The organism is Nocardioides luteus, from assembly GCF_015752315.1.
GTDB lineage: Bacteria > Actinomycetota > Actinomycetes > Propionibacteriales > Nocardioidaceae > Nocardioides.
Genome location: NZ_JADOVJ010000001.1, coordinates 1,514,679 through 1,537,500, shown reverse-complemented (window position 1 = coordinate 1,537,500; position 22,822 = coordinate 1,514,679). Strand labels below are relative to the sequence as shown.

General features: G+C 66.9%; 24 protein-coding genes and 1 pseudogene (1 of these 25 running past the window's edge). 13 read left to right on the top strand and 12 right to left on the bottom strand.

The annotated features are described in order from the left end of the window. Window positions 1-666: the 5' portion of a tyrosine--tRNA ligase gene (gene tyrS / locus HD557_RS07390; protein ID WP_196873424.1), read on the bottom strand. Its footprint begins 606 nt before the window's first position; only the first 666 of its 1,272 coding nucleotides appear in the window; it begins with the start codon at window positions 664-666; its stop codon lies off the left edge, out of view. A 133-nt stretch (window positions 667-799) separates the two neighbouring features. On the opposite strand from tyrS, the gene HD557_RS07385 reads away from it, so the two are divergent. From HD557_RS07385 to HD557_RS07375, 3 genes and pseudogenes are all read left to right on the top strand, one after another. Next, window positions 800-2,263, top strand: coding sequence for a serine/threonine-protein kinase (locus tag HD557_RS07385; RefSeq protein ID WP_196873423.1), 1,464 nt, complete (start codon window positions 800-802; stop codon window positions 2,261-2,263). Between the two features lie 116 nt (window positions 2,264-2,379). After that, window positions 2,380-2,556 (top strand): YegP family protein, encoded by a 177-nt coding sequence (locus HD557_RS07380; protein WP_008364240.1) that lies wholly within the window; start codon window positions 2,380-2,382, stop codon window positions 2,554-2,556. A 358-nt stretch (window positions 2,557-2,914) separates the two neighbouring features. Continuing rightward, window positions 2,915-3,181 (top strand): annotated as a pseudogene (locus HD557_RS07375) (GIY-YIG nuclease family protein); the annotation flags it as partial. A 397-nt stretch (window positions 3,182-3,578) separates the two neighbouring features. Here the strand turns inward: HD557_RS07375 and HD557_RS07370 are convergent. Continuing rightward, complete coding sequence (locus HD557_RS07370) at window positions 3,579-4,754, bottom strand: MFS transporter (RefSeq protein ID WP_196873422.1); 1,176 nt, start codon at window positions 4,752-4,754, stop codon at window positions 3,579-3,581. 18 nt (window positions 4,755-4,772) lie between these two features. On the opposite strand from HD557_RS07370, the gene HD557_RS07365 reads away from it, so the two are divergent. Further along, window positions 4,773-5,531, top strand: coding sequence for an SDR family NAD(P)-dependent oxidoreductase (locus HD557_RS07365; RefSeq protein ID WP_008364237.1), 759 nt, complete (start codon window positions 4,773-4,775; stop codon window positions 5,529-5,531). Between the two features lie 18 nt (window positions 5,532-5,549). Further along, the gene (locus tag HD557_RS07360; RefSeq protein ID WP_008364235.1) at window positions 5,550-6,377 is read left to right on the top strand and encodes an SDR family NAD(P)-dependent oxidoreductase; all 828 of its coding nucleotides are present in this window, start codon (window positions 5,550-5,552) and stop codon (window positions 6,375-6,377) included. A 64-nt stretch (window positions 6,378-6,441) separates the two neighbouring features. On the opposite strand, the gene HD557_RS07355 is transcribed toward HD557_RS07360, so the two are convergent. Together HD557_RS07355 and HD557_RS07350 are read right to left on the bottom strand one after the other, a co-directional pair. Next, the gene (locus HD557_RS07355) at window positions 6,442-7,305 is read right to left on the bottom strand and encodes an LLM class flavin-dependent oxidoreductase (RefSeq protein WP_008364234.1); all 864 of its coding nucleotides are present in this window, start codon (window positions 7,303-7,305) and stop codon (window positions 6,442-6,444) included. 71 nt (window positions 7,306-7,376) lie between these two features. After that, window positions 7,377-8,027, bottom strand: coding sequence for an isochorismatase family protein (locus HD557_RS07350; RefSeq protein ID WP_008364233.1), 651 nt, complete (start codon window positions 8,025-8,027; stop codon window positions 7,377-7,379). 119 nt (window positions 8,028-8,146) lie between these two features. Here HD557_RS07350 and HD557_RS07345 point away from each other — a divergent pair, with 119 nt between their 5' ends. Next, window positions 8,147-8,506: a winged helix-turn-helix transcriptional regulator gene (locus HD557_RS07345; RefSeq protein ID WP_040757531.1), complete on the top strand. Its 360-nt coding sequence runs from the start codon at window positions 8,147-8,149 to the stop codon at window positions 8,504-8,506. Between the two features lie 11 nt (window positions 8,507-8,517). Here the strand turns inward: HD557_RS07345 and HD557_RS07340 are convergent, their stop codons facing one another. From HD557_RS07340 to HD557_RS07325, 4 genes are all read right to left on the bottom strand, one after another. Continuing rightward, complete coding sequence (locus HD557_RS07340; protein WP_196873421.1) at window positions 8,518-9,111, bottom strand: maleylpyruvate isomerase N-terminal domain-containing protein; 594 nt, start codon at window positions 9,109-9,111, stop codon at window positions 8,518-8,520. Next, the gene (locus HD557_RS07335; RefSeq protein WP_231380215.1) at window positions 9,108-9,779 is read right to left on the bottom strand and encodes a fumarylacetoacetate hydrolase family protein; all 672 of its coding nucleotides are present in this window, start codon (window positions 9,777-9,779) and stop codon (window positions 9,108-9,110) included. The genes HD557_RS07340 and HD557_RS07335 overlap by 4 nt, the downstream gene beginning before the upstream one ends. A gap of 149 nt (window positions 9,780-9,928) precedes the next feature. Next, window positions 9,929-11,053: a cupin domain-containing protein gene (locus tag HD557_RS07330; protein WP_196873420.1), complete on the bottom strand. Its 1,125-nt coding sequence runs from the start codon at window positions 11,051-11,053 to the stop codon at window positions 9,929-9,931. A gap of 2 nt (window positions 11,054-11,055) precedes the next feature. Then, a complete protein-coding gene (locus HD557_RS07325; RefSeq protein ID WP_196873419.1) occupies window positions 11,056-11,964 on the bottom strand; it encodes a VOC family protein in 909 nt (302 codons plus the stop codon). A gap of 190 nt (window positions 11,965-12,154) precedes the next feature. Here HD557_RS07325 and HD557_RS07320 point away from each other — a divergent pair, with 190 nt between their 5' ends. The 7 genes from HD557_RS07320 (at window position 12,155) to HD557_RS07290 (ending at window position 19,585) form a co-directional block, all read left to right on the top strand. Then, window positions 12,155-13,075 carry a fumarylacetoacetate hydrolase family protein gene (locus HD557_RS07320; protein ID WP_196873418.1) on the top strand — a complete coding sequence of 307 codons (921 nt, stop codon included), beginning with the start codon at window positions 12,155-12,157 and terminating at the stop codon, window positions 13,073-13,075. Next, window positions 13,072-14,163 (top strand): alcohol dehydrogenase catalytic domain-containing protein, encoded by a 1,092-nt coding sequence (locus tag HD557_RS07315; RefSeq protein WP_008364225.1) that lies wholly within the window; start codon window positions 13,072-13,074, stop codon window positions 14,161-14,163. Before HD557_RS07320 ends, HD557_RS07315 begins: the two co-directional genes overlap by 4 nt. Beyond that, a complete protein-coding gene (locus tag HD557_RS07310) occupies window positions 14,153-14,926 on the top strand; it encodes an IclR family transcriptional regulator (RefSeq protein WP_008364224.1) in 774 nt (257 codons plus the stop codon). The genes HD557_RS07315 and HD557_RS07310 overlap by 11 nt, the downstream gene beginning before the upstream one ends. Before the next feature lie 169 nt (window positions 14,927-15,095). Next, entirely contained in the window at window positions 15,096-16,544 is a 1,449-nt protein-coding gene (locus HD557_RS07305; RefSeq protein WP_196873417.1) for an aldehyde dehydrogenase family protein, read from the top strand. Further along, window positions 16,541-17,548 (top strand): alcohol dehydrogenase catalytic domain-containing protein, encoded by a 1,008-nt coding sequence (locus HD557_RS07300; protein ID WP_196873416.1) that lies wholly within the window; start codon window positions 16,541-16,543, stop codon window positions 17,546-17,548. Before HD557_RS07305 ends, HD557_RS07300 begins: the two co-directional genes overlap by 4 nt. A 26-nt stretch (window positions 17,549-17,574) precedes the next feature. Beyond that, the gene (locus HD557_RS07295; protein ID WP_196873415.1) at window positions 17,575-18,810 is read left to right on the top strand and encodes a flavin-dependent oxidoreductase; all 1,236 of its coding nucleotides are present in this window, start codon (window positions 17,575-17,577) and stop codon (window positions 18,808-18,810) included. A 28-nt stretch (window positions 18,811-18,838) separates the two neighbouring features. Continuing rightward, entirely contained in the window at window positions 18,839-19,585 is a 747-nt protein-coding gene (locus HD557_RS07290; protein WP_196873414.1) for a GntR family transcriptional regulator, read from the top strand. Window positions 19,586-19,671: 86 nt separating this feature from the next. On the opposite strand, the gene HD557_RS07285 is transcribed toward HD557_RS07290, so the two are convergent. The 4 genes from HD557_RS07285 to HD557_RS07270 all read right to left on the bottom strand — a co-directional run bounded on the left by HD557_RS07285 (window position 19,672) and on the right by HD557_RS07270 (window position 22,792). Further along, complete coding sequence (locus HD557_RS07285; protein WP_196873413.1) at window positions 19,672-20,661, bottom strand: PDR/VanB family oxidoreductase; 990 nt, start codon at window positions 20,659-20,661, stop codon at window positions 19,672-19,674. A gap of 18 nt (window positions 20,662-20,679) precedes the next feature. Then, on the bottom strand, window positions 20,680-21,780 hold the full coding sequence (locus HD557_RS07280) for an aromatic ring-hydroxylating dioxygenase subunit alpha (protein WP_196873412.1): 1,101 nt from the start codon (window positions 21,778-21,780) through the stop codon (window positions 20,680-20,682). Window positions 21,781-21,964: 184 nt separating this feature from the next. Then, on the bottom strand, window positions 21,965-22,324 hold the full coding sequence (locus tag HD557_RS07275; protein ID WP_196873411.1) for a nuclear transport factor 2 family protein: 360 nt from the start codon (window positions 22,322-22,324) through the stop codon (window positions 21,965-21,967). A 12-nt stretch (window positions 22,325-22,336) separates the two neighbouring features. After that, window positions 22,337-22,792: an SRPBCC family protein gene (locus HD557_RS07270; protein WP_196873410.1), complete on the bottom strand. Its 456-nt coding sequence runs from the start codon at window positions 22,790-22,792 to the stop codon at window positions 22,337-22,339. Between the last annotated feature and the right edge of the window lie 30 nt (window positions 22,793-22,822).

Genomic DNA, 22,822 nt, shown 5'->3' with positions numbered 1-22,822 from the left:
CGGCGTGGTGAAGGCGTGGACGGTCTCGCCGGTGACCCGACGGACCAGCTCGACACCGCCGGTGATGTTCCCCCACTGGTCCGAACCGCCGAACTGGAGGCTGACCCCGTGCGTACGGAAAAGGTTCAGGTAATCCATGGACTGCAGAAGGATGTAGGAGAACTCGGTGTAGGAGATGCCGTCCTCGAGACGCTTCTTCACCGTGTCACGGGCGAGCATCCGGTTGACCGGGAAGTGCTTGCCGATGTCTCGCAGGAAGTCGATCACGGACAGCGACGCGGTCCAGTCGGCGTTGTTGACCATCGTCGCGGCGGTCTCGCCCTCGAAGGAGACGAAGCGCTCGATCTGGCTGCGCACCTTGCCGACCCATTCCTTGACGGTCTCGGGCGAGTTGAGGGTGCGCTCCCCCGAGTCGCGCGGGTCGCCGATCATGCCGGTGGCGCCGCCGACGAGGACGTAGGGAGTGTGGCCGGCCTGCTGCAGGCGCATCGCCATGGTGATCTGGAGAAGGTTGCCCATGTGGAGGCTCGGCGCCGTGGGGTCGAACCCGATATAGAACCGCACGCTCCCGCCGGCCAGCGCTTCTCGGAGCGCGTCGCGGTCCGTCGAGTCGGCGATGAGGCCTCGCCACTCGAGGTCGTCGAGGAGGGTGGGATCGATGGACACGTGGTGCCTTTCTCAGATCGTTCTCAGATGGTGTTTCCGGGGCCCGGAACGGGTTGTCCCGGAAGCAAGGGTAGTGGGCGATACCCCCTAGAGTTGACCACTGGCCAACGCGTTGAGATTTGAGGGGACCTGGGTGATCGCAGGGAGGTACCGACTCGAGAGGGAGCTCGGCCGGGGAGCGATGGGGGCCGTCTGGCTCGCGACCGACGACGTGCTGGGACGTTCGGTCGCGCTCAAACAGCTGGTCGCGCTCGACGGCGTCTCCGATGCCGCCGTCGAACGCGAAGCACGGCTCGCCGCACGACTGGTCCACCCGAACGTCGTCGCCGTCTTCGACCTGGTGCGCGACGACGACAAGCCGTGGCTGGTGATGGAGTACGTGGAGGGGAAGACCCTCGCGCACATGGTGCGCGACGACGGCCCCCTCTCGGTCGAGGACGCCGCGAGGCTGATCGGTCAGATCGCCTCCGCCCTGCGCGCCGCCCATGCCGCCGGCATCGTCCATCGGGACGTGAAGCCGGCCAACATCGTGGTCGGCCGTGCCGACCGTGCCAAGCTCACCGACTTCGGGATCGCCCGTGGCGTCGACTCCCAGACCACCCAGACCGGACAGGTCACCGGCTCGCCGGCGTACCTGGCCCCGGAGATCGCCACCGGCGGGCGGGCCACCCCGGCCAGTGACATGTGGTCGCTGGGCGCCACGCTCTTCCAGGCGCTGACGGGCGAGCCGCCCTACGGGATCGGCGACAACGCGCTGGCGACGCTGTATCGGGTGGTGCACGAGGAGCCGCCACGTACGCCGCTGGCCGGCCGGCTCGCGCAGCTGCTGGAGCACACCATGGCCTACGACCCCGCCGAGCGCTGGTCGGCGCAGGACGTGCTCGACTTCCTCGCGGGCCGGCTCGCGGCCGAGAAGCTGGAGCCGGTGGCGATGCGTACGCAGCTGCTCGGCGCGGTCGCGGCGCCGGCTCCGGCACCGACGGAGGCCGCGATGCCCGCGGTGGCGTCGCAGCCGGCCGCGGCCCGCCGGCGCAGGTGGTGGCCGGTGGCGCTCGTCGTGGCCGCCGCCCTGGTGCTGCTGGTGGGCGGGGCGTTGTGGGCCAACCGCGGGGACGAGCCGAACGCGAAACCGAAGCCGGTCGCATCCGCATCGCCGCTGGAGGAGACCACCGGCGAGAAGACCGAGGACACCGCCGACGAGGAGTCGGAGGAACCCTCGGAGGAGCCGACCCCCAGCGAGACCGCGAGCCAGTCCCCGAGCGAGAGCCCGTCGGCGAGCGAGACGGCCGGCGCGAGCGCCGAGGGCATCGATGCGTTCATCCGCAACTATCTCGCCACCGCGCCCGCGAACCCCGACAGCGCGTTCTCGATGCTGACCCCGGCCTTCCAGGCCAAGAGCGGCGGGATCGAGGGCTATCGCGACTGGTGGGGCTCGGTGGCGAGCACCAGCGTCGTCTCGGTCTCCCCCAGCGTCGACCCGCTCAAGGTGACGTACACCTATCGGTACACGATGAAGGACGGCCGCCAGGACGGCGGCACGGTGACGCTGGGGCTCGTCTACACCGACGGCCGATACCTCATCGACACCGAGGGTTGAGCCCGGAAGCCTCCGGCAACGTCCGCTGACGTTCAGTTGAAGGTTGGGCGAACGGCTGACGCGGCTGAGTTCCTGTCGATACCGTTGAAGGCAACCACGACACAGGAGGCAAGCCGATGGCGGGCAAGTTCGAGGTGTACGAGGACCAGGCCGGGAAGTTCCGCTTTCGTCTCAAGGCCGGCAACGGCGAAGTCGTTGCCACCGGAGAGGCCTACGAGTCCCGATCGGGCGCGGAGAGAGGCTGCCAGGCCGTCCAGCGCGCGGCGGACGGAGCGGAGATCGTTCACAGCTAGCGCGAGCTTCTTGTGCCGCAACCCGGCGGGCTCGAGGCCGCCGGGTCGGGAGCTGTCGTGCTGTCGAACGGGCTGCGGCCGATGGAGCCGAACAGCGCCCGCTAGGATCTGCGCGGGCCGTTAGCTCAGTCGGTTAGAGCAGAGGACTCAAATGCCGAAACCGGCTTGGAGTCCGCTAGACGAGCGCCCGCGGCGAGCGAACCCCAGATGCGAGTTCTTGCTGGTCAGGGCCTAACCGATTCTGTCAAGATCGCACGGTTGTTCGACATATCTGTGGCTGTGCCCGCGTCGTAATCACGTACGAGGACGTGACTCGTCTGGCGGTCACTGATCTCAGCCCTCGCAAAACCAACCCACGAATTCTCCTGCATGTCCGTTCCTATACGACACTCACGCCCTGTTCTTCTCCGACGACGCGGTGACTCTGGAGAACGAGCTGCACAAGGCATTCGCTGACCGGCGGGTGAACTTCGTCAACGAACGCCGGGAGTTCTTCTTCGCAACCCCGGCCGAAGTGCGGGACCTGCTCATGCAGAAGGTCGGCGGCCTCCTTGAGTTCAACGAGACACCTGAAGCTTCCGAGTACTTCCAGTCACGGAGCCGATGGCGGTCGAACGACAGCTGAAGTTCTTCCCGGCCCGACCTGCACACAATTCGGAGGTAGCGAGGGGGCTCCTTGCAGGCGCAGCGCGTCCTTCCGCGCATGGCTATGGGCGGGTCGTGTCGCTGATGAGTGTTCCGGCAACCGGAAGCGACCGGTTGACCTTGGGTCTAATGCAGAGGACTGCGATGGAAGCCAGCAGGCCGGGTACCGCGAAGACAAGGAAGTTGATACTGAGCGGTACAGCGGCGTCGAGCAACAACCCGCCAAGTGCCGGGCCCGCTATCGCGCCGATCCGCCCCACACCGAGTGCCCACCCGAGCCCTGATGTGCGGAGAGCGGGAGGATATAGCTCGGCCGCGAATGCGTTCGCGAAGATCTGGGCTGAGAAGGCGGCACCTCCGCCGACGGCGATGACTGTTTACACCACGATCAGCGGTGCACCACCGAGGTGTCCGAGCAAGGTGATGAGGGCTGCAGCAAGCAGGTACGCCACGATCAGGACGCGGCGCGAGCCGAGTCGATCGGCGAGGTAGCCACCGATGCAGGTGACGACGGTCGCAGCGACGAACAGGGTGAGCAGGAACGACAGGCTGGATGCCAAGGCGAAGCCGGACTTGATCATGAGCTGAGGAAGCCACGTGAGCAGGCCGTAGATCATCAGCAGGACCATGAAGAACGCGACCCATAGGAGCAGGCTGCGGCCGGCATATCCGTCGGCGAACAGCTGACGGAGCGAGGCCCGCTCCGGACGTCGCACGTCGGCTCGGAGCGTCGTACCGGGCTCGATCTGCGCAGCCGGATTGGCCCGTCGGACCGCTGCCGAGAGATCGGCGTCCCGGCCCACGCGCAGCAGGTACGTCGGAGACTCCGGGAGATAGCGCACAAGTACCGGGACGACGAGAAGGAGAGGGAGAGCACCCACCAGGTAGATCGATCGCCAGCCGAACGTCGGAATCGCGACGATCGCGACCAGCGAGGCCAGGACTCCGCCGACCATGTAGCCGCTGAACATCAAGCTGACGAGTGCGTGGCGGTTCCTGGTCGGGGCGTAGTCGGCGACCAGGCCGACCGCGTTCGGCATGACTCCACCGATCCCCAGGCCGGCACAGAAGCGAAGGACGGCGACCTGGGTCGGTGTGTCGGCCCAGAAGACCGCGCCGGTGAAGATGGAGTAAAGCAGGACACTGCCGATGATCGTCGGCTTGCGGCCAACCGTATCGGAGAGTGCACCGCCGATGATGGCGCCGAGCATCATGCCGACGAGCGCCCAGCTACCGATGGCACCGGCCTGTGCCGGACTGATGCCGAACTCCTCGACCATCGATGGCAGCGCTGCTCCGTAGATCGTCAAGTCGTAGCCGTCAAAGAGGATGGTGAGGCCGCAGAGGGCAGCCAAGCCGCCGTGGAAGCGGTTGAAACGACTTTCGCCGAGGGTGGTGGTGACGTTCATGGCAGCACCATCTGCAGACGTGAAGGACCTCACCACTCCAGCGCGGGCACATTCCGCCATGCCGAATGTGTTCGTCCGCGCGCCGAGGGGACGGATTCCGGTCATCCGAAGATGGTGTTGACGCGCTTGTGGCCGTACACCCACGAGTTGGAATCTCGCGGCATGGAATTGAGCGAGAAGACCATCATCGTTACCGGAGCAGGCGGCGGCATCGGAGCGGCCACCGCCGTCCACCTAGCCCGCCTGGGCGCCAGTGTGGCGCTCGTCGACATCAATGCGTCAGCCAAGGCCGTTGTAGACGACATCGTCGCCGATGGCGGATCGGCGGACCTCTTCAACGCTGACGTCAGCGACCCTGAACAGGTCGAGGAGATGGTTGCCGAAGTCGTGGCACGCTTCGGTCGACTCGACGGAGCCTTCAACAACGCCGGCGTCGAGCAGAGCGGCGTGCCGCTCCACGACCTGACTGCCGAGCAGTGGGACCGCGCCGTACGGATCGACCTCACCGGCGTCTTCAACTGCCTCAAGTACGAGGTGCGAGCGATACTCGAGACCGGTGCGGGCTCCATCGTGAACACCGCGTCGGGGCTCGGAAAGGTCGCGATCCCCAACGCGGCGGAGTACGTCGCCGCGAAGCACGGCGTCATCGGCCTGACCAGGGCCGCTGCCGCCGATTACGGTCAGCTCGGCATCAGGGTCAACGCCGTCCTGCCAGGCATCATCCGTACGCCCATGATCGCGCGACTGGTCGACGATCCGCAGTTCTCCTCGCACTTCGCCCGCCTTCGTGAGCGGCATCTGCTGAACCGTTTCGGCGAGCCTGCTGAGGTCGCTTCTGCCGTGGCCTGGCTGCTGTCGGACGAGGCGGCCTTTGTGCACGGCGAGGCACTCGCCGTCGACGGCGGCTTCCTGGCCAACTAACCGGATCAAGGAGGATCAATGACAAACCAGGAACCTGCCGGGCTGCACCCAGGACGTCTCGAGGGCAAGCGAGTTCTCATCACGGGCACAGCCGGCGGCCAGGGCGCAGCAGCGCAACGACTCTTCGCCGAGCACGGCGCGACGGTGATCGGTTGCGACATCCAAACTGGTGCCGCCGAACGCACCGCCGAGCAGTGCCGTGCCGACGGTCTTGATGCTCGTGGGTTCGACGTCGATCTCAGCGACGCCGATGCCGCAGCCGCGTGGGTAGAGCGGGCAGCGACCGAGTTGGGCGGGATCGACGTGCTGTACAACAACGGCGCGGGATATGGGTTCGCTCCATTTGCGAGGATGACCCAGGAACTCTGGCGTCACGTGATGGACGTCGAACTCAACATCATCTTCAACACGACGAGTGTCGCGTGGCCGTATCTGTGTGACGGCGGTGGGGTCGTCATCAACACGGCGTCCTACTCGGCATTGCGCGGCATCGCGCCGCTCGGCCAGGTGGCGCACTCCGCCGCCAAGGGCGCCGTCGTGGCGATGACCAGGTCGCTGGCGGCGGAGGGCGGCGAGTTCGGTGTGCGGGTGAACGCGATCTCCCCCGGGTTCGTCGCTACACCGGCTACGGATGCGGTCGTCGACCCACAGGCCAAGGCCTGGCAACTCGGCAACAAACTCATCCAGCGCGCCGGCACCAGTGACGACATCGCCTACCTGGCGCTCTATCTGGCCTCCGACGAATCAGGCTGGGTGACCGGCCAGAACATCTGTATCGACGGCGGTGCCACCGCCGGGTGGCGTGACGACGCGGAGTCGCGGCGGATCGCAGCGCTGTACGCCTGAGCACAGAACACGAGTCCCCCGCGCTTTGCGCCGGGAACTCGTGTCGTATGCCGGGTCAACGTACTCAGATCGCTGCGCGCACGGCCGGTGCGACCTCCTGCGCGAACACAGCGAGCTGCTGTTCGACGTCGCCCGCGGGCCACAGGGCGAACCCGTTCATGCCCGCCCGCACGAGCGAGACGAGCTGGTCGATCCACTGGTCGACCGACCCACCGAACGGCGTGGCTGACTCCGGCCCGATGGCCCCGGCGATGTTATGCACCATGCGCAGGAGGTTCGGGTCACGCCCCGCGCGCTCGGCCGACTCCTTGATGCGGGCGATCGACGCCGGCACTTTCTCTAGGGGAAGGTAGCCGTGCGACGGAAGCCAGCCGTCTGCCTTGGCCCCGGTCAGCTCGAGCATCCTCGGACCGTAGGCGCCCAGCCAGATGCCGGGGTTGCCGTGCGGCGTCGGACCCGGGTGCACACCCCGAAGGTGATAGTGCGTGCCGTCGTACCGCACTGCGCGCTCACCACTCCACATCGCCCGGATGACATCGATGCCCTCACTGAGAGCATCGACCGACTCTCCCGCGGTGCGACGAGGACCGTCCATCGCCACGATCGGGTCGTAGAAGCCGCCCGCGCCAAGCCCGAGCCGCACGCGCCCGCCCGAGAGAAGATCCAGGGACGCCGCCGCCTTGGCCAGCATCGCGGGAGGCCGTAACGGCAGGTTGAGCACAGTCGGGACGAAGTCGATCGACTCCGTGCCCGCAGCCAGGTGAGTGAGCAGCGTCCAGGTCTCGAAGAACCTCGGTTGATAGGGGTGATCTTGAATGGTCACCAGGTCAAGGCCGAGCGACTCGGCGAACCGCGCCAGTCGCAACGGCTCGCCGGGCTCGTTCCACAGGGGGTCGATGTTCGCCCCGAAGATGATGGGAAGTGTCATGACTCCTCCTTGATGCCGAATTGCCGCGGTCGGCCCGACGGATCTGTCGTCGGGCCGACCTGCGGGCGTACTCAGGCGTCGGCGGTGGCCTCAGCCTGCTGCGTCACGAAGGTGACCAGCGAGCCGTAGAACGGCAGCGCGTTGGACGCCATCAGCTCGGCAGTCTCGTAGCCACCGGGCAGGCGCCAGTCACGCTGCAGTTCGGCAGCGACCGCGACGGTGCTATTGATCGTCACGCCGGCGTCGTGCATCCGGGTGATGGCAGCGTCGGCGGCGAGCGTGCTCCAGGTGCCGGAGGCGTCGGTAACCGCGTGCACCGTGTAACCCTCGGCAACGGCGGAGAGCGACGCGAACGACACGCAGACATCGGTGCTGATGCCGGCGATGATGAGCTGGTCGCGGCCGAGTTCCCGCACGGCCGACTTGAACTCCTCGTTGTCGAACGCGTCGATCTCGCCGGGACGACGGATCAGCTGGGCATCCGGAAGGAGCGCGAGCAGCTCGGGCAGGATCGGCCCATTGGGGCCGTCATCGGCACTGGTGCTGAGGATCACCGGCAGGTCGTGTGCCTTGGCGGCCTTGGCGAGGGCCAGGACATTGCGCCGCAGCTCCTCCTTGTCGTGGTCCTCGACCCCGAGGATCAGACCGACCTGATGGTCGACGAGCAGGATCGCCGCACGATCGCCAGAGAGGCGATCGGCAGGGTACGACTTCGTGGACATGATGAACTCCTTGATTTCATTTGTAGCCAGCACTCCGGGCTGGATGGTTACTTAACATTACCTAGTACTCAATAATTCCCAGGTCGGGAAGTTTCTCACCACTCGTTATGCTGGTGGTCATGGAGCCCTCGCTGGACTTGCACGCATGCAGCTACACGGCGGACGCGTTCGAGGTGCTGGGCAAGCGCTGGACCGGCTTGCTGGTCGACCTGCTGCTGCAGCGTCCGGCACGATTCAATGAGCTGATGCGCGCGGTGCCGCAGATGTCCAAGCGCATGCTCAGTGAGCGGCTCACCGAGCTTCAGGAGATTGGACTGGTCGAGCGCCTCGTCGAACCTGGTCCGCCGGTCGGCGTCACCTACCGCCTGACGGCACGCGGAGAAGCGTTGCAACCGGCCATGGACGCGCTCCGGGTCTGGGCCGGTGCGCCAACGGACGCGGACGGCGTACCGCTTCCTTACACCGGACACCACGACTGACCCGGACTGCGCTAGAGCCAGGGGCCGAGCGGAGGCGGAGCATGCTCCCGCCCGGTCAGCCAGGCGGCAAGGTGCCGGCCCTCACCGAGGTTCGCTCGCCGACGTACGACATCGACGAGCAACGCTTCGACGAAGTCGTCGGGCAGGTCGTCGAAGGTGATCCCGATCCCGAGGTCCACCGCGTGGATCGCGACTTCCCTGGCCCGTAGCCAAGGGATCTCGGTTGCGGGAACAGTCCTGCCCTGCGCGGTGTCGACCTCACGGAGCCAGGATTCCTCGCTCAGGGCCGCGAGGTCCTCGGTGAGCCGGTCAGCGGAGCCACGCGCGATGAGGCGGAGTGACGTCGGCGCGAGCCGGCTCCCAGACTCGATCTCTCCGTTCCGCTGTTCGCGGGAGGCGTACATGGGATGGGGATCTCCGGTGGCGGCCCATCGAGCGAGCCGGCGCAGAGCCAGCGCGTTGAAGTGCACGTGGGCGATCAAGTGGCTCCTGCTCCAGCCGGAAAGCCCGGTAGGTGCGGCGAAGTCTGCGTCATCGAGCCGATCGACGCCGTCGAAGAAGAGCTGCGTAGCTTCCTCGACCCACTCGTGGGACCGGGTTCTCAAGTTCGGACTGCCTTGTTGTCGAGGCGTCCGATGCCACCGACCTCCATCGTCACGACCTCGCCGTCTTGCAGATAGCGGGGTGGCTTGCGCGCGTGGCCAACGCCACCGGGCGTCCCGGTCGCGATGACATCGCCGGGCCGCAGGGTGATCATCGACGACACGTAGCGGACGAGATCGACCGGGTCGAAGAGCAGGTCGGACGTGTCAGCCCCTTGCATCTTCTCCCCCGCGACGGTGGCACTGATGGGCACGGCCGGACGTACGCCGCCTGGCAGCTCGTCCGGTGTTGCAACAACCGGGCCCAGCGGCGTCGAGCGTTCGAAGTTCTTGCCCTGGAGCCACTCACGGGTGCGGAACTGCCAGTCCCGTACCGAGACATCGTTCATCACGGTGAATCCCGCGATCGCGGCCGTCGCTTCCTCCTCATCGGCGCGCCTAACCGTCGCCCCGATGACGACGACCAGCTCCGCCTCCCAGTCGACCTCCTCAGACTCGGCCGGGAGCTCGATAGCGTCCCGGGGCCCGATGAGCGTGTCAGCGAACTTGGCGAACAGCGTCGGGAACTCCGGAAGCGGTCGGCCCATCTCCAGGATGTGGCTGCGGTAGTTCAGGCCCACGCAAAGGATCTTTCCGGGCCGAGGGATGACGACGTCGAGCTCGGTGTCCAACGGGTACGCCGGCCCGTCAGCGGCCGCCCGCTCCTGCCATCCCTCCATCTCGAGGAGCGCGCCCACATCGGTCGCTTCCAGACCGACGTATCGATCGTGCTCGACGCGAGCAGCGCGCGGGCCTTCGCCAGTCCGTAGTGTCGCAAGCCTCATGCCTGAATCTCCTCGACGTGGCGGCGATCCAGGTCGAGCCGCTCGAAGATCGGGGTGTCGCTGAACCGGAACAGGTCCATGCCGCTGTCGGACTCGAGCCGGAGCGCCTGCCAGGAGGGGACGACGAACAGATCACCCCGCTCGACATGCCAAGAAGCCGAGCCCACGGCAACCCGCCCCTCCCCCTCGAACACCGTATAGACCGACGAGCCCACCTCACGGGAGGTGGATGTCGCGGTACCGGGCGCCAGCCGATGGAACTCCGCGCGAACGGTCGGGAGGACGTCGGCGCCGCTCGTCGGGTTCGTGAAGCGGACGGCCGCGTGACCGGGCTCTAAGGTCGCGGCGTAGCCCTCCTTCTCCAAGGCAAGCTGGTCATCGAGCGCGCGGTCGGTGTTCTCCCATCGGTAGGCCAGCAGCGGGGAGGCCGGGGCAGGAGCGAGGTGAGTCAGCGGGCGGAGTCCCGCGTGACCCCAGAGCCGCTCCGACTGCGACCGGTCGGGTGCCTGGCGCGTAGGAACCTCGTCAGGACCGAACTGGAAGAAGGTCGCATCAGTCTGGTATTGAAACGGAATGTCGAGACCGTCGATCCACGCCATCGACGACTTGCTGATGTTGTGGTGGCCATGCCAGGCCCATCCGGCCTGCGGCAAGAAGTCTCCACGTTTCATCGAGACGGGGTCGTCGTTGACGACGGTCCACACTCCCTCTCCCTCGATCACGAAGCGGAAGGCGTGCTGGGTGTGGCGGTGAACCGGGGCATCCTCGCCGGGATTGAGATACTGGATCGCCGCCCAGAGCGTGGGCGTCGCGAACGGGCGGCCTCCCAGGCCCGGGTTGGCGAGGGCAATGGCCCGGCGCTCGCCGCCGCGTCCGATTGGCACGAGCTTCCCCGCGGCGCCAGCCATCTCGCGGAGCCGGTCCCACCGCCAGCGGTGGGCCACGGCGCGGGATCTCGGGTCGGTCGGCATCAGGTCGCCGATCTCGGTCCACAGCGGCACCAACAACTCGGATTCGAACTCGCGATAGAGCTTCGCGAGCTCGGGGGTCGCGGGCGGTTGCCCGGGCCCATCGACCATCGTGATGTGCACTGGGCTGTCCGGACGTACGTCGGTCGTCATCGTCAGCTCGTCTCCTCGAAGTTCTGCATGAAGGTCTCCGGAGGAATCGGACACCACACCGCCGGAGGGGCATCCCATTCGTTGGCCTGCCAGTCGTCGGTGATGCGGTCCATGTCGGCGCTGTACTCGATCCAGCTGCCCCACGGGTCGCGGATGTAGTGGAAGAGATTCGACCCGAGGGTGTGCCGACCCAGGCCCCAGCCCTCCTGGTGACCGCGCTCCTGCATCGTGCGGGCACCGACTGCCATCTGGTCGAAGTTGGTGACTTCCCAACTGGAGTGGTGCAGGCCGGGATGGGTGCTGCGGATGAAGCCGAAAACGTGGTGGTCGCCGGGGCCGGAATTCATGAAGGTCGCGGCGCCGGTGATCTTGTCGGAGAGCTTCAGACCGAGCAGGTCAGCGTAGAACCTCTCCGAGCGGTCGATATCCGAGCTGAACATCAACATGTGGCTGAGCCGGCGCGGCGAGGCGGGCGCGTCGGCCTCGAGCCAACGCGCGCGATCGACCCGCTGGATGTCGTCGCCGAAGTTGAACTGCGACTCCTCCGGGGCGGCCTTGCGCCACGGAGCGAGCGCGTCCTCACGGAGGTTGACGAGGACTCCCTCGGGGTCGCGGAACCACAAGCCGCCCTCTGCAGCCGCGAGAGGGGCGTCAGCCAGCTTGATCCCGGCGCCCTCGATCCTGCGCTGCCACTCAGGCAAAGAGTCGGCGTCGACGGCGAACGCGACGAACTGCAACTGCTTGCGGGGTCCCTCGATGAGCACCGTCTGGTCCAGATCGCGACCCTCGCAACGCACAGCAAGAGCGTTGTCGCGTTCGGAGATCTGGAGGCCGAAGTCGGTGTAGAAGTCGTGGCCCACCTCAAGGGAGGGCACTTGTAGTCCGTAGTGCAGGAGGCCTTGAACGCGCATGGTGAACTCCCTCGGGGTGCGCAGCGACGGCTGTGAATGTGCACACACTTTGCGCTCCCCGTTCGCAGCACCCAAGGCAGGCGATCACGTATTTCGCCCTGCGGAATCCACGTCACAGGTGGCACGTTCAGGGCCCCCGCCGATGTCAAAGTGTGTGCACTTCGTCACACTCCGGCGCGAGAGGATCGCCATGACCAGCCCCAGCTTCACCCTCGTTCAGTACACCTCGCCCACTGGCGGCGAGGACACCGTTGCGCCAGCCCGCGCTTTCACCGGCGTCATGGCTGACGGCAAGGTGCACCGCCTGCCGGACGCCTTCGCCGAGCGCCCGCTCCTGGCGCTGCTCGACGACTGGGCGGCGGTAGAGCCTGTCCTCCGCGCGTTGACCGCTGCCGACCTCGTGGTCGTGCCGGACGCCGAGCTGCACGCTCCCTTGACCTATCCGCGGAAGGTGCTCTGCGCGGGCGCCAACTACTACAGCCACACCGAGGAGATGGGCACGGAGCGGCCGTCACCGGACGCGGAGCCCTACTTCTTCTTCAAGCCACCGACCACGACGGTTGTCGGGCCCGGTGCCCAGGTCGCGATCGCCTCCCCGGAGCACGGCTGGAATGTCGACTGGGAGGTCGAGCTCGCGGTGGTCATCGGAAAGGGCGGCCGCGACATTCCGCTCGACCAGGCGCTCGCCCACGTCGCCGGCTACACCATCGCCAATGACCTGTCGGCACGCGGGCTCTTCCATCGCAATGGCGCAGTCTTTCCTGCGTTCGAGTGGGACTGGGTCAGCCACAAGGCACTCGACGGCTTCTTGCCGCTGGGGCCGGGCGTCCTTCCGCACTGGTTCGTCGAAGACCCCCAGCAGGTCGGCCTGCGGCTGAGCGTCAACGGCGTCGTGAAGCAAGAGAGCTCCACGGCCGACATGGTGGTGAGCGTCGCAGCGCAGATCGCTGCCGCGAGCCGAATCGTCCAGCTCGAGCCCGGCGACGTCATCCTGACCGGCACGCCGGCAGGCGTCGGCTTCCCCCGTCAGGAGTGGTTGGCTCCGGGCGATGTCGTTGTGGCAGAGATCCATGGCATGGGTCGCCTCGAAACCCGGATGGTGCAGCGATGAACGCCTGGCCGGAGCTGCGGACAATCCCCGCCGAGATGACCGCCGTGACCTTCCGGAAGCACGGTGGACCCGACGTACTCCGGATTGAAGTCCTGCCGGTCCCAACGCTCGACGCTGACGAGGTGTTGGTCCAGGTCGCCGCCGTGGCCGTCGGTCGCCTGCTGGATCTCGCGGCGCGAGCCGGCACGCATCCCTACGCGAAGTTTTCGTTCCCCCACGTCCTGGGCGCCGAGCACTCCGGCGTCGTGGCCGCTGTCGGTCCCGAGGTGACGTCCGTCCAAGTCGGTGACCGCGTCGCCGGGTTCCCCGTCGTCACCTGCCGGACCTGCCGCCAGTGCCTGTCCGGTCGCGACGAACTGTGCCAGTCCCTCAAGATCATCGGCACCCATAGTCAGGGCGCGTACGCCGAGTACGTCGCCGTACCTGCCTCGAACCTGCACCATGTTCCGAAAGGCCTCGACCCGATCGACACAGTCGCGCTCGCCCTCGGACCGGCGGTGGCGATGAACCAACTTCGCCGCGCGGAGATGAAGGCCGGCGATTGGGTCGTCGTCCAGGCCGCGACATCCGCCCTGGGCAGTGTCTCTGCAGCCCTCGCACGACACCTCGGGGCCAACGTAATCGTGACATCACGCGACGACGACAAGCGGCGGCGGCTCAACGAGCTCGGGTTCGAGCACGTGCTGGACGGAACGACGGCAGACTTCCCCGATCACGTGAGGAGACTCAGCGGTGGTGGCGCTCAGGTCGTCGTCGACAACATCGGCGACGTCGACCTGTGGCGCAACAGCCAGCTCGCTCTTGCGCCGGGGGGCGTGGTCGTCTCCAGCGGCGCATTCGCCGGCCACGACGTTCCCGTGGATCTCAAGCGTCTGTATTCGCTCGGCCAGTCGGTCATCGGCGTACGGACGGGGAACCGGGAAAGCTGCCGGCTCGCCTGGACCGAGGTCGAGCGTGGATTCCGGGCTCCGGCAACCACGACCTTTCCCCTTGCCGACGCAGCCGCCGCACACCAATTCTTGGAGGAAGATCTGAACGTGGGTCGCGTGGCCCTAGTCGTGGGGTCAAACTTGTCAGATGGGTCGTAGCGAACAGGTCTCCTCGGCGGAGAACGTACTCCGTCTGCTGGTTGCCCTGAGCGAACGCGATCGGATCCGGGTGGCCGAGGCCGCCGAGCTGCTCTCCGTCACCCCACCGACCGCGCATCGCCTGCTCGCCGCTCTCAAGGAGCATCAGTTCGCCGAGCAGGACCGCCAGCGCGCGTATGTGCCGGGGCCCCGGCTCACGCACATGCGCCGCTCGGCCGGGCCGATGCCCGACATCGTCGGTACGGCTCACCCGTACCTTGCTGACCTGGCCGCCGCGACGGGTGAGACCGCGCACCTGGTCGCGCTCGAAGGCAATGGCGCACGGTTCGTCGACGGCGTCGACGGCACGATCCCGCCACGCGTGCGCCGTCGGGTCGGGCTGTTGCTGCCCGCGCACACAATCTCCGGCGGCAAAGTCCTCTTGGCGCACCTCACGGATGCCCAACTGGCCGCGCTCTATCCATTGGGCAAGGCCAACCGCCGCGACGGCACGACCATGGACCTCGCGTCCCTGAGGCGGGAGCTGGCGGTTGTGCGGCGACAGGGCTTCGCCCTCAACCTCGGCGAGACCGAGCGGGAGATCTTCGGGATCGGCGTACCCGTCGTCCTACCCTCGCGAAGAGCCGCCGCCGCAGTCGTCATCGCCGCCCCGGCCGCCCGCACCTCCAGAGGCGCGCTCATCGAACACCTGCCGGCCCTCAGGTCTTGCGCGGAAGGCATCGCGGAGGCGCTGGCGAAGGCGCTCAACCGCGCGCTGTCCTGACACGCCCACCGGTCGCGTTCCGGAGGGCTGAAGTTCTCGTGTGATCGATGGCACTGCCCGAAAGGTGTATGCACTCTTGCTTCGTAAACCCGTGCACCGCGACGGCGGCTCCCGACAGCGGGCCGCGAGACGCGAAGCCACGGCCCGACTTACCGACGGAGGAAGCCCGATGACGCTCGCCAGGGAAGCAACGACCGGGGCACCCGACATCGTCCGGATCAACCCCACGGACGGCACGACCGTCCTGGGCTCGCTGCAGGAAGCAGGCGTCACCGGAGTCGACCGCGCCGTCACAGCGGCCGCCGCAGCTCAGGCAGGATGGGCCAGCACCCCTGTTGCCGACCGCGCCCTCCTGCTGGCGCTCGCCGCCGACGCGGCCGAGGCGCAGGCGGACCAGCTCGCGAACACGTTGGCCAACGAGCTCGGCAAGCCGATCAACGACAGCCGCGCCGAGGTACGCGTCGCGCTGGCCCTGATCCGGCAGATGGCCGAGGAAGGCCCCGCCCATCTGAGCAGTACGGAAGAGGACGACGCTCGTGGCCGCTTGCGGGTTCTTCGCCAGCCCTATGGGGTCGTGGCCGCGATCGTGCCTTGGAACGCCCCACTCGTGCTCGCGGCCACCAAAGTGGGCCCGGCGGTACTAGCAGGCAATGCGATCGTCGTGAAGCCGTCCCCCGTCGCCGCGGCCGCGGTCACCGCCCTGCTCGAAGCGCTCGGATCCGAGCTGCCCACTGGCCTGGTGGGCGTCGTCCAGGGCGACCGGACCACTGGTGCCGCTCTGGTGGCGCATCCCGGCATTCGCCGGATCGCGTTCACGGGCGGCGAGGCGGCGGGTGCCGCGGTGATGGTCGCGGCAGCACCGCGCGCCGTACCGGTCAGCTTGGAGCTCGGTGGCAACGACGCGGCCATTGTTCTCCCGGACGCGCCGTTCTCCCCCGAGCTTTTCAAGCGAGCCGTGTTGGCAAGCTTCCGGACGAGCGGTCAGGTCTGCATGGCAGCCAAGCGTTGGTACGTACACCGTTCGGTACTCGACACGTTCGTGGATGGGTTCATCGAGGCCGCCCGAACGCACCTGGTCGTCGGCGATCCTCTGTTGGAGGAGACGACGATGGGCCCTGTGGCCACCTCAAGCCAGCGGGACTTCGTACGGGATCTGATCGACGACGCGGCCGCCCGCGGCGCGACAGTCGTCGAGCTCGGCACGGTTCCTGATCCCGCAGTGGTAGACGGCCCCGGCACCTTCCTGCGGCCGACGCTGCTGATCGGGGTCGATGACGACTGGCCGGTCGCGCGACTGGAGCAGTTCGGTCCAGTGGCCCCGGTTCTGGTCTTCGACGATGTCGACGACGCGGTACGCCGCGCCAACGCCTCTGACCTCGGACTGGGGTCCTCCGTATGGACGGCAGATGAAGACCAGGCATTCTCACTCGCCGGCCGTCTCGAGGCCGGCTACACCTTCGTCAACACCCACAATCTGGACGGTGTCGCGCTCCGGGCCCCGTTCGGTGGCGTGAAGGGAAGCGGATTCGGCAGGGAGTTCGGCCCAGAGACCGTACTGGAGTACACCGCGACGCACACCGTCCATATGCCCGCCCACGCGCGCGAGGCACAGTCGTGACGGCCCGGGTGCGCGCGGGCGGAAGAGTTTGGCAGCTCATCGCTGCCCACACCTTCAACGAGGAGGCCCGACCGCTGCCCGAGCCCCGGGCCGGAGAGGTCGTCGTGCGCCCGACAGCCGTCGGCGTCTGCGGCACAGACCTCCACGCGTGGCGCGGCCGCCTGGATCGTCTCCCGATCGTCCCGACCCACGACGGGGTCGGCGTCGTCACCGCGGTCGGTGTGGGCGTGGATCCTGCCCTGCTCGGCACACGTGTTGTCATCGACCCGGTCGACCAGTGCGGCTCCTGCCGTTCATGTCTCGCAAGTCACCCGGGCGTCTGTCTGGACGGAGGCTACCTCGGCATGACCGTCGACGGCCTGCTCGCCGAGCGCGTAGCCCTTCCGGCGGCACGCGTCGTCCCCGTCCCCGCAAGCGTCGGCGACGACGCGGCGACGGTCCTCGAACCGGTCGCCATCGGATTCCGCATCCGCGCCGAGATCGCCGCAAGGGGCATCGCTACGGGCGACGCCGTGTTGATCGGCGGCGGCCCGCTCGGCCTTCTGATCGGCCAGCTCCTTGCCAACGACGGCTGGGGTGTGACCATCGAGGAGCCGTCGGCCGAGCGTCGAGCACGAGCCCGCGACCTCGGCCTCTCCACCACCGCGCCCGGTGAAGTCACCGGCTGGCGCGGGAGCTTGGTCGTCGACACGTCCGCCGTCGAGCCTGGGACACGCGCTGCGCTCGCCGCAGCATGCCCTGGCGCCTTGGTCGTCCTGCTGGGACGCTCCCCCGCGGACGTGCCCGCCGCCGATGTCCTGCTGAGGGAGATCGATCTCCTCGGACTTCGCGGCGGTGCCGGCCACTACGGCGACGCCGTTGCCGCTGTTGCTAGCGGCGCCGTCGACCCCGCCGCATTGATCGACGAGGTCCACGACCTCATGGGGCTGTCCGACCTCGAGAAGGCGTTCAGCTCCCACGACGGCCCGACACCCCCGCTCCGCTCGGTCCTTCATCTTCCGTGACCGCGCACATCACCAAGGAGACTGAGATGGAACACAAGGACGACATCCTGATCGCTGGCGCCGGAATCGGCGGCCTCACCCTCGCGCTACAGCTTCACCACGCCGGGATCTCCTGCCAGGTCCACGAAGCCGCACCCGACCTGATCCCGATCGGCGCCGGCGTCAACCTGCTGCCGCACTCCACCGGGGTGCTCGCCGAGCTCGGCCTACTCGACCGACTCAGGGCCGCATCGATCGAGACGAGGGAGTCCGCGTTCTACAACCGGCACGGTCAGCTCGTGTACGCCGAACCTGCCGGGCGGCATGCGGGTCATGACACTCCGCAGCTCTCGATCCACCGCGGGGCGCTCCAGTCCGTGCTCCTCGAAGCAGTCCGCGAGCGGCTCGGTGTTGGTGCAGTGCAGCTCGGAAGCACGGTCACCGCCGCCACGTCGTACGAGGACCGCGTCGAGGTGACCATCGTCCGGACCACCGACCAGTCGGTGACACGAACGATCCCCGTGGCGGGAGTGGTCGGTGCCGACGGCATCCACTCGGCGCTCCGCAAGCAGCTCCACCCCGACGACGGCGCTCCCCTCTACTCCGGCGTGACGATGTGGCGCGGTGTCGTGCGCGCTCCGTCGTTTCTCACCGGTGGCTCGATGGTACGAGCCGGCTGGCTCGCGAGCGGCAAGCTCGTGATCTACCCCTTGACAGAACCAGACGCGGACGGCACCCAGTTGATCAACTGGGTGGCCGAGGTCGAGCGGGCCCGACCGGCCGACCGCGAATGGAGCCGTGTCGGCAAGCTCGAGGACTTCATCGACGTCTTCGCCGACTGGAAGTTCGAATGGCTCGACGTGCCGGCCCTGATGGCCTCGACCGAGACCATCCTCGAATACCCGATGGTCGACCAGGACCCACTTCCGCAGTGGGGCGGCGGCCGTATCACCCTGCTGGGCGATGCCGCGCACCCGATGGTTCCGCGAGGCTCGAACGGCGCCGGACAGGCGATCCTGGACACCCGCGCCCTTCGGGCCGCGCTGGAGGCCCAGCCCACCATCGAGCGCGCCTTCTCGGCGTACGAGGCCGAACGGGTGCCAGCCACAGCGACCGTCGTGCTGACCAACCGCACCAACCCACCTGACGCCATCCTTCGCGAGGTCTACGAACGCACCGGCGACGAACCGTTCGAGAACATCGACGACGTCATCAGTCAGACCGAGATCGCCACGCTCGTGCAAACGTATCGCGAAGTCACCGGGATGCGTCCGTCGGCCTGACGACCTACGGACTACTACGGTAGGCGCCATGTCGCTCCGCGTCCTGCTCGCCGGCCACCCGTTTCCGGTGGTGAGCGATCCCAGGCGAACCAGTGCGACCGTGCACAACCACCTGCGCCGGTTGATCATGACCGGCGTCCTCCCGCCGGGCACGGTTCTCAACCAGGCGGAACTCTCCAAACTGCTCGCTGTCAGCAGGACTCCGACCCGCGAGGCGTTTCGCATGCTCCAGGAGGAGGGACTGGTCGAGGCGGATCTCAACCAGCGCCCACGGGTCAAGGGCTTCGATCCTGAAGAGCTGGACACGCTCTACGCTGCGCGGATCTCACTGGAGTGCCTCGGCATCCATGCGACCGCGGGACGACTGACCGTCGCCGAGCGCAAGGAGGCGGGACAGGTTCTTCGCGCCATGAATCGTGCGGGAGGGGAGGACGACCTCGACAGATGGTCGATCCTCCACGACCGATTCCACGAGATTCTCGTGATCAGGGTCGGCGACTTCGTCGGCCGGACTATCGCGTCCTACGCCGCCCAGAGCGAGCGCTACCGCCGGCTCTACGGCGCCGAGCATCCTGGGGCGGTGGGGGAACGCCACGAGGAGCACGTCGCTTTGCTCCAGGCAGTCACCGAGGGCGACCGAGATCGAGCCACGCAGTTGATGGCCATGCATCTCGCTGCCACGGCCACGCTCGTCCTGGCCGACTTCGCCAGCGGCTTTGAACCGCAGTCGATCACATGTGCCGTGGACCTCATGAGCCGGAGCGGGCCGTCCTGAAGGGGTCGTCCAGCGACATCCGCGAATCGACGAAAGACGGAGGCGCCCGGTCGGGCTGATCCCGGCCGGGCGCCTTCCGTGCCACATCACGGGACGTCGATGGTCACCCTCGGGCGGTCAACCTGATCTGCCCTCGAGACCGCGCGTGAGACGCAGCAGCACATCTTGACGGCCTCATCCTTCTGTCGCTGGCTGTAGAAGACATCACGGTGGTCGATAGCGCCGTCCAGATCGACCACGCGGACCTCGCAAAGTCCACACTCTCCGCGCCTGCAGTCGAACATCATGTCCACGCCCGCGCCCTCGAGGGCTTCAAGCATAGATACGTCGGGTCCGACGGTGACCCTGACGTCCAGTCGCGGGATCAAGACGTCGAACGTCTCGGGCTCGAACCAGCCGCTGTTGCCGAAGGTCTCGTACCGCAGGTTGGGCAGGCTTCGGCCGGCAACGTCCCAGCTGCGTCGTACTGCATCCATGAGGCGGATGGGGCCGCACATGTAGAGCTCAGTCGTGCCATCCGCTTCCTTGATCAGCGCCTCGATATCGAGAAGTCCGTCCTCGTCATCGAGGTGGATGGTTGCTCGGTCCCCATGTTCCTCCAGGAGCTCGGCACGATAGGCCATGACGTTGCTGCTCCGGGCGGCATAGACAAGGTGGTAGTTCGCTCCGACACGGCGCAGAGCCGACGCCATCGCGGCGATCGCTGTCACCCCGATGCCGCCCGCGAGCAGAATGTACTTCGGTGCGCCGATACGCAGCGGGAAGTTCTGGAGAGGCTGCGTGATCTCGATCCGGTCACCGGCCTTGAGCGTGTGCATGTACGTCGAACCACCGCGGGACGCCGGCGCCCGCTGAACACTGATGACCAGTGTCCTGCCATCGTCCTTCGACTCGACGATCGAGTACGAGCGTTTATCCGAAACTTCCCCGATCTGGACCCTCACATCGATGTGAGAACCCGGGTCCGCCTTGGCGGGTCGGTCCGGTTCCAGCTCGATCCGCTGAACGTCATCAGCGACCGCGCGCGTCGCGACCACCGTTGCGAACTGCCAGACCTCAGTATTCGTGGCACCCATCTGATTCTCCCCGAGCCGTCAGAGACGGACCGGTCGACCTTCCGCCTCGAGGGCACGTTCGAGGATCCTGCGGATCCACATGCCGCCGCCGTCGATGTTGAGGTTGTAGAACTCGTAGTCCGGGTTCGACTCGATGGCCTGCTGCTGTGCTTGGAGCATGGCGGTGTCCTCTTTGAAGACATTGCTGATGCCCTGCTTGATCTGGCTCGTCAGCAGCTGGCTCTGGAGATCGTAGTTGCGCATCCAGGCCCAGTGATACTTCGTCTTGGTCGCGGAGACCGGGGTGATCGCGTTCATCACGAAGCCGTTGATGCCCTGACTGCGGTCACCTTCGGGGGCTCCTGTTCCGGTCTTGGCGACGCCCACATCGATCCGAATCACCGAGGGGAAGCCGTACTCGATCAGCTGCCAGCGGTCGACGTTGCCGTCATAGCCGTGTTGGGCGCGCATCTGCGCCTTCATGAACGGCACTGCAGGGATGTCGATCATCCAGCGGCTCAGCCGGACCTTGTTATCGTCATGCTCCACCGTGAAGTCGCTCTCGCTGAGGCCTCCGCCACCGATGCTGCTCGTGTGGAGGAACTCCTCGTGCGTCAGGTCCATCAGGTTGTCCATGACGAGCTGGTAATTGCAGTCCAGCTCGATGGTCTCGCCGTCACCGGCCCACGCCGGGTCGTCCATCTGGTGCATGTCGGGAATCAAGTCCGGATTCGCGGCGAGCGGATCGCCCACCCAGACCCACACGAAGCGGTGTCGCTCCACGACCGGGAACGACGGCACCAAAGCGCTCGGATTGAGCGACTCCTGTGCCGGCATGCTCACGCAACGGCCCGCGGGGTTGTAGACGATGCCATGGTATGGACAGCGAATGTCGTCTCCGATCACCTCGCCCATGGAGAGCGGGGCAAGACGGTGCCAGCATGCGTCGGCCAGGGCGACGGGCCTGTTGTCCTCGGTCCGGTAGAGGACGAGCGGTCGGTCGGCCACCTGGACCGCGCTGGGCTTGCGAGTCACCTCGCGGTCCCAGGCCGCGACGTACCAAGCGTTGATCGGGAAGTTCACTGTCTTGTTCGTCGTCGAACTACGGCTCTCCGCCTCTTGGATCGTGCGCTCCAACATCTAAACCTCCGTGAAACCTGAAAAGCGGCCTAAGTACATACACCTTGGCCGTTCCATGTGGCCTCAGTCACTGCCGATGCGCCCAGATTCCGCTGCGCGAAACTCGGAGCACCGGGTCAACCGAAGGTGCCAACAGCAAACGAGGGGCTGGTTTCCCAGCCCCTCGTCGATGCGTGCGTCCGGCTCAGGCGTACACCGGAGCGAGGTCGAAGTAGACCCGGTAGGTCGTGATCAGCCCATTGTCTGAACGGTTCCAGATGGATACGCACGGGATGGTGACCTTCCCACCGTCACGCCTTGTGTACGTGACCCGGAGCTCGACCACCGTGTCGCCGCCCGAGTTCCACTCCCGCATGACGTCGTGACTCAGTCCCCCAATGGTTCCGTAGAAACCAGCAACTCCGGCCTCGATCTGCTCCGGCCCGACCAGCGGCGGATTGTTGCCGAACGCAAGGCTTCCGTCCGCGACGAAGAGGGCTGCCACGCCGGCCGCATCCTGGGCGTCGACAAGGTCGAAGACCGTCGTCGTGAAGTCGCTTGCCATGCCAAGCCCCGCTCAGACCGCGGCTGCGACGCGGTCGCGCACCGCGGCGATCGTCGTCCGGACGGCGTCGAGGTAGTCGGCGACCATAGCGTCTGCGACCTCCCGCTCCTCGTTGCTGCCGACCTCGGCGCCCGGGACGACGAGCCGGAAGCTGAAGGTCAGCTGCAGGTCACCGTTGTCATCGACGGCCAGCTTGTTGTCGATCGTGCCCGGCATGCCTCTGGTACGAACGAAGTGAACGAGCTCCTTGGGGTAGAAGGTGACCACTTCTCGCGCACTCTGACCGTGCAGTGAAACGTCGCGGACCAGCCCGCCCTCGAACTCCTCGACGATCGTGCATTCGGTGATCGCCTTGACATACGGGAGCGGGTTGCGCGCCTTCTCGAGAAGGCCCTCCCACATGGCGTCGAGCGAGAGTTCGGGAAGGGTCCCGTCGTTGACAGGAAGGGAATGGCTGACCTCAATCATGGCGTGACCTCCATCACAGTTGCGAAGTGG

Coding starts and splice junctions, on each gene's coding strand:
- HD557_RS07380 (WP_008364240.1), top strand. CDS start 2,380: ATGGCGGGCAAGTTCGAGGTGTACGAGGACCAGGCCGGGAAGTTCCGC.
- HD557_RS07365 (WP_008364237.1), top strand. CDS start 4,773: ATGGAATTGAGCGAGAAGACCATCATCGTTACCGGAGCAGGCGGCGGC.
- HD557_RS07360 (WP_008364235.1), top strand. CDS start 5,550: ATGACAAACCAGGAACCTGCCGGGCTGCACCCAGGACGTCTCGAGGGC.
- HD557_RS07355 (WP_008364234.1), bottom strand. CDS start 7,305: ATGACACTTCCCATCATCTTCGGGGCGAACATCGACCCCCTGTGGAAC.
- HD557_RS07350 (WP_008364233.1), bottom strand. CDS start 8,027: ATGTCCACGAAGTCGTACCCTGCCGATCGCCTCTCTGGCGATCGTGCG.
- HD557_RS07345 (WP_040757531.1), top strand. CDS start 8,147: ATGGAGCCCTCGCTGGACTTGCACGCATGCAGCTACACGGCGGACGCG.
- HD557_RS07330 (WP_196873420.1), bottom strand. CDS start 11,053: ATGACGACCGACGTACGTCCGGACAGCCCAGTGCACATCACGATGGTC.
- HD557_RS07325 (WP_196873419.1), bottom strand. CDS start 11,964: ATGCGCGTTCAAGGCCTCCTGCACTACGGACTACAAGTGCCCTCCCTT.
- HD557_RS07320 (WP_196873418.1), top strand. CDS start 12,155: ATGACCAGCCCCAGCTTCACCCTCGTTCAGTACACCTCGCCCACTGGC.
- HD557_RS07315 (WP_008364225.1), top strand. CDS start 13,072: ATGAACGCCTGGCCGGAGCTGCGGACAATCCCCGCCGAGATGACCGCC.
- HD557_RS07310 (WP_008364224.1), top strand. CDS start 14,153: ATGGGTCGTAGCGAACAGGTCTCCTCGGCGGAGAACGTACTCCGTCTG.
- HD557_RS07305 (WP_196873417.1), top strand. CDS start 15,096: ATGACGCTCGCCAGGGAAGCAACGACCGGGGCACCCGACATCGTCCGG.
- HD557_RS07295 (WP_196873415.1), top strand. CDS start 17,575: ATGGAACACAAGGACGACATCCTGATCGCTGGCGCCGGAATCGGCGGC.
- HD557_RS07290 (WP_196873414.1), top strand. CDS start 18,839: ATGTCGCTCCGCGTCCTGCTCGCCGGCCACCCGTTTCCGGTGGTGAGC.
- HD557_RS07285 (WP_196873413.1), bottom strand. CDS start 20,661: ATGGGTGCCACGAATACTGAGGTCTGGCAGTTCGCAACGGTGGTCGCG.
- HD557_RS07280 (WP_196873412.1), bottom strand. CDS start 21,780: ATGTTGGAGCGCACGATCCAAGAGGCGGAGAGCCGTAGTTCGACGACG.
- HD557_RS07275 (WP_196873411.1), bottom strand. CDS start 22,324: ATGGCAAGCGACTTCACGACGACGGTCTTCGACCTTGTCGACGCCCAG.
- HD557_RS07270 (WP_196873410.1), bottom strand. CDS start 22,792: ATGATTGAGGTCAGCCATTCCCTTCCTGTCAACGACGGGACCCTTCCC.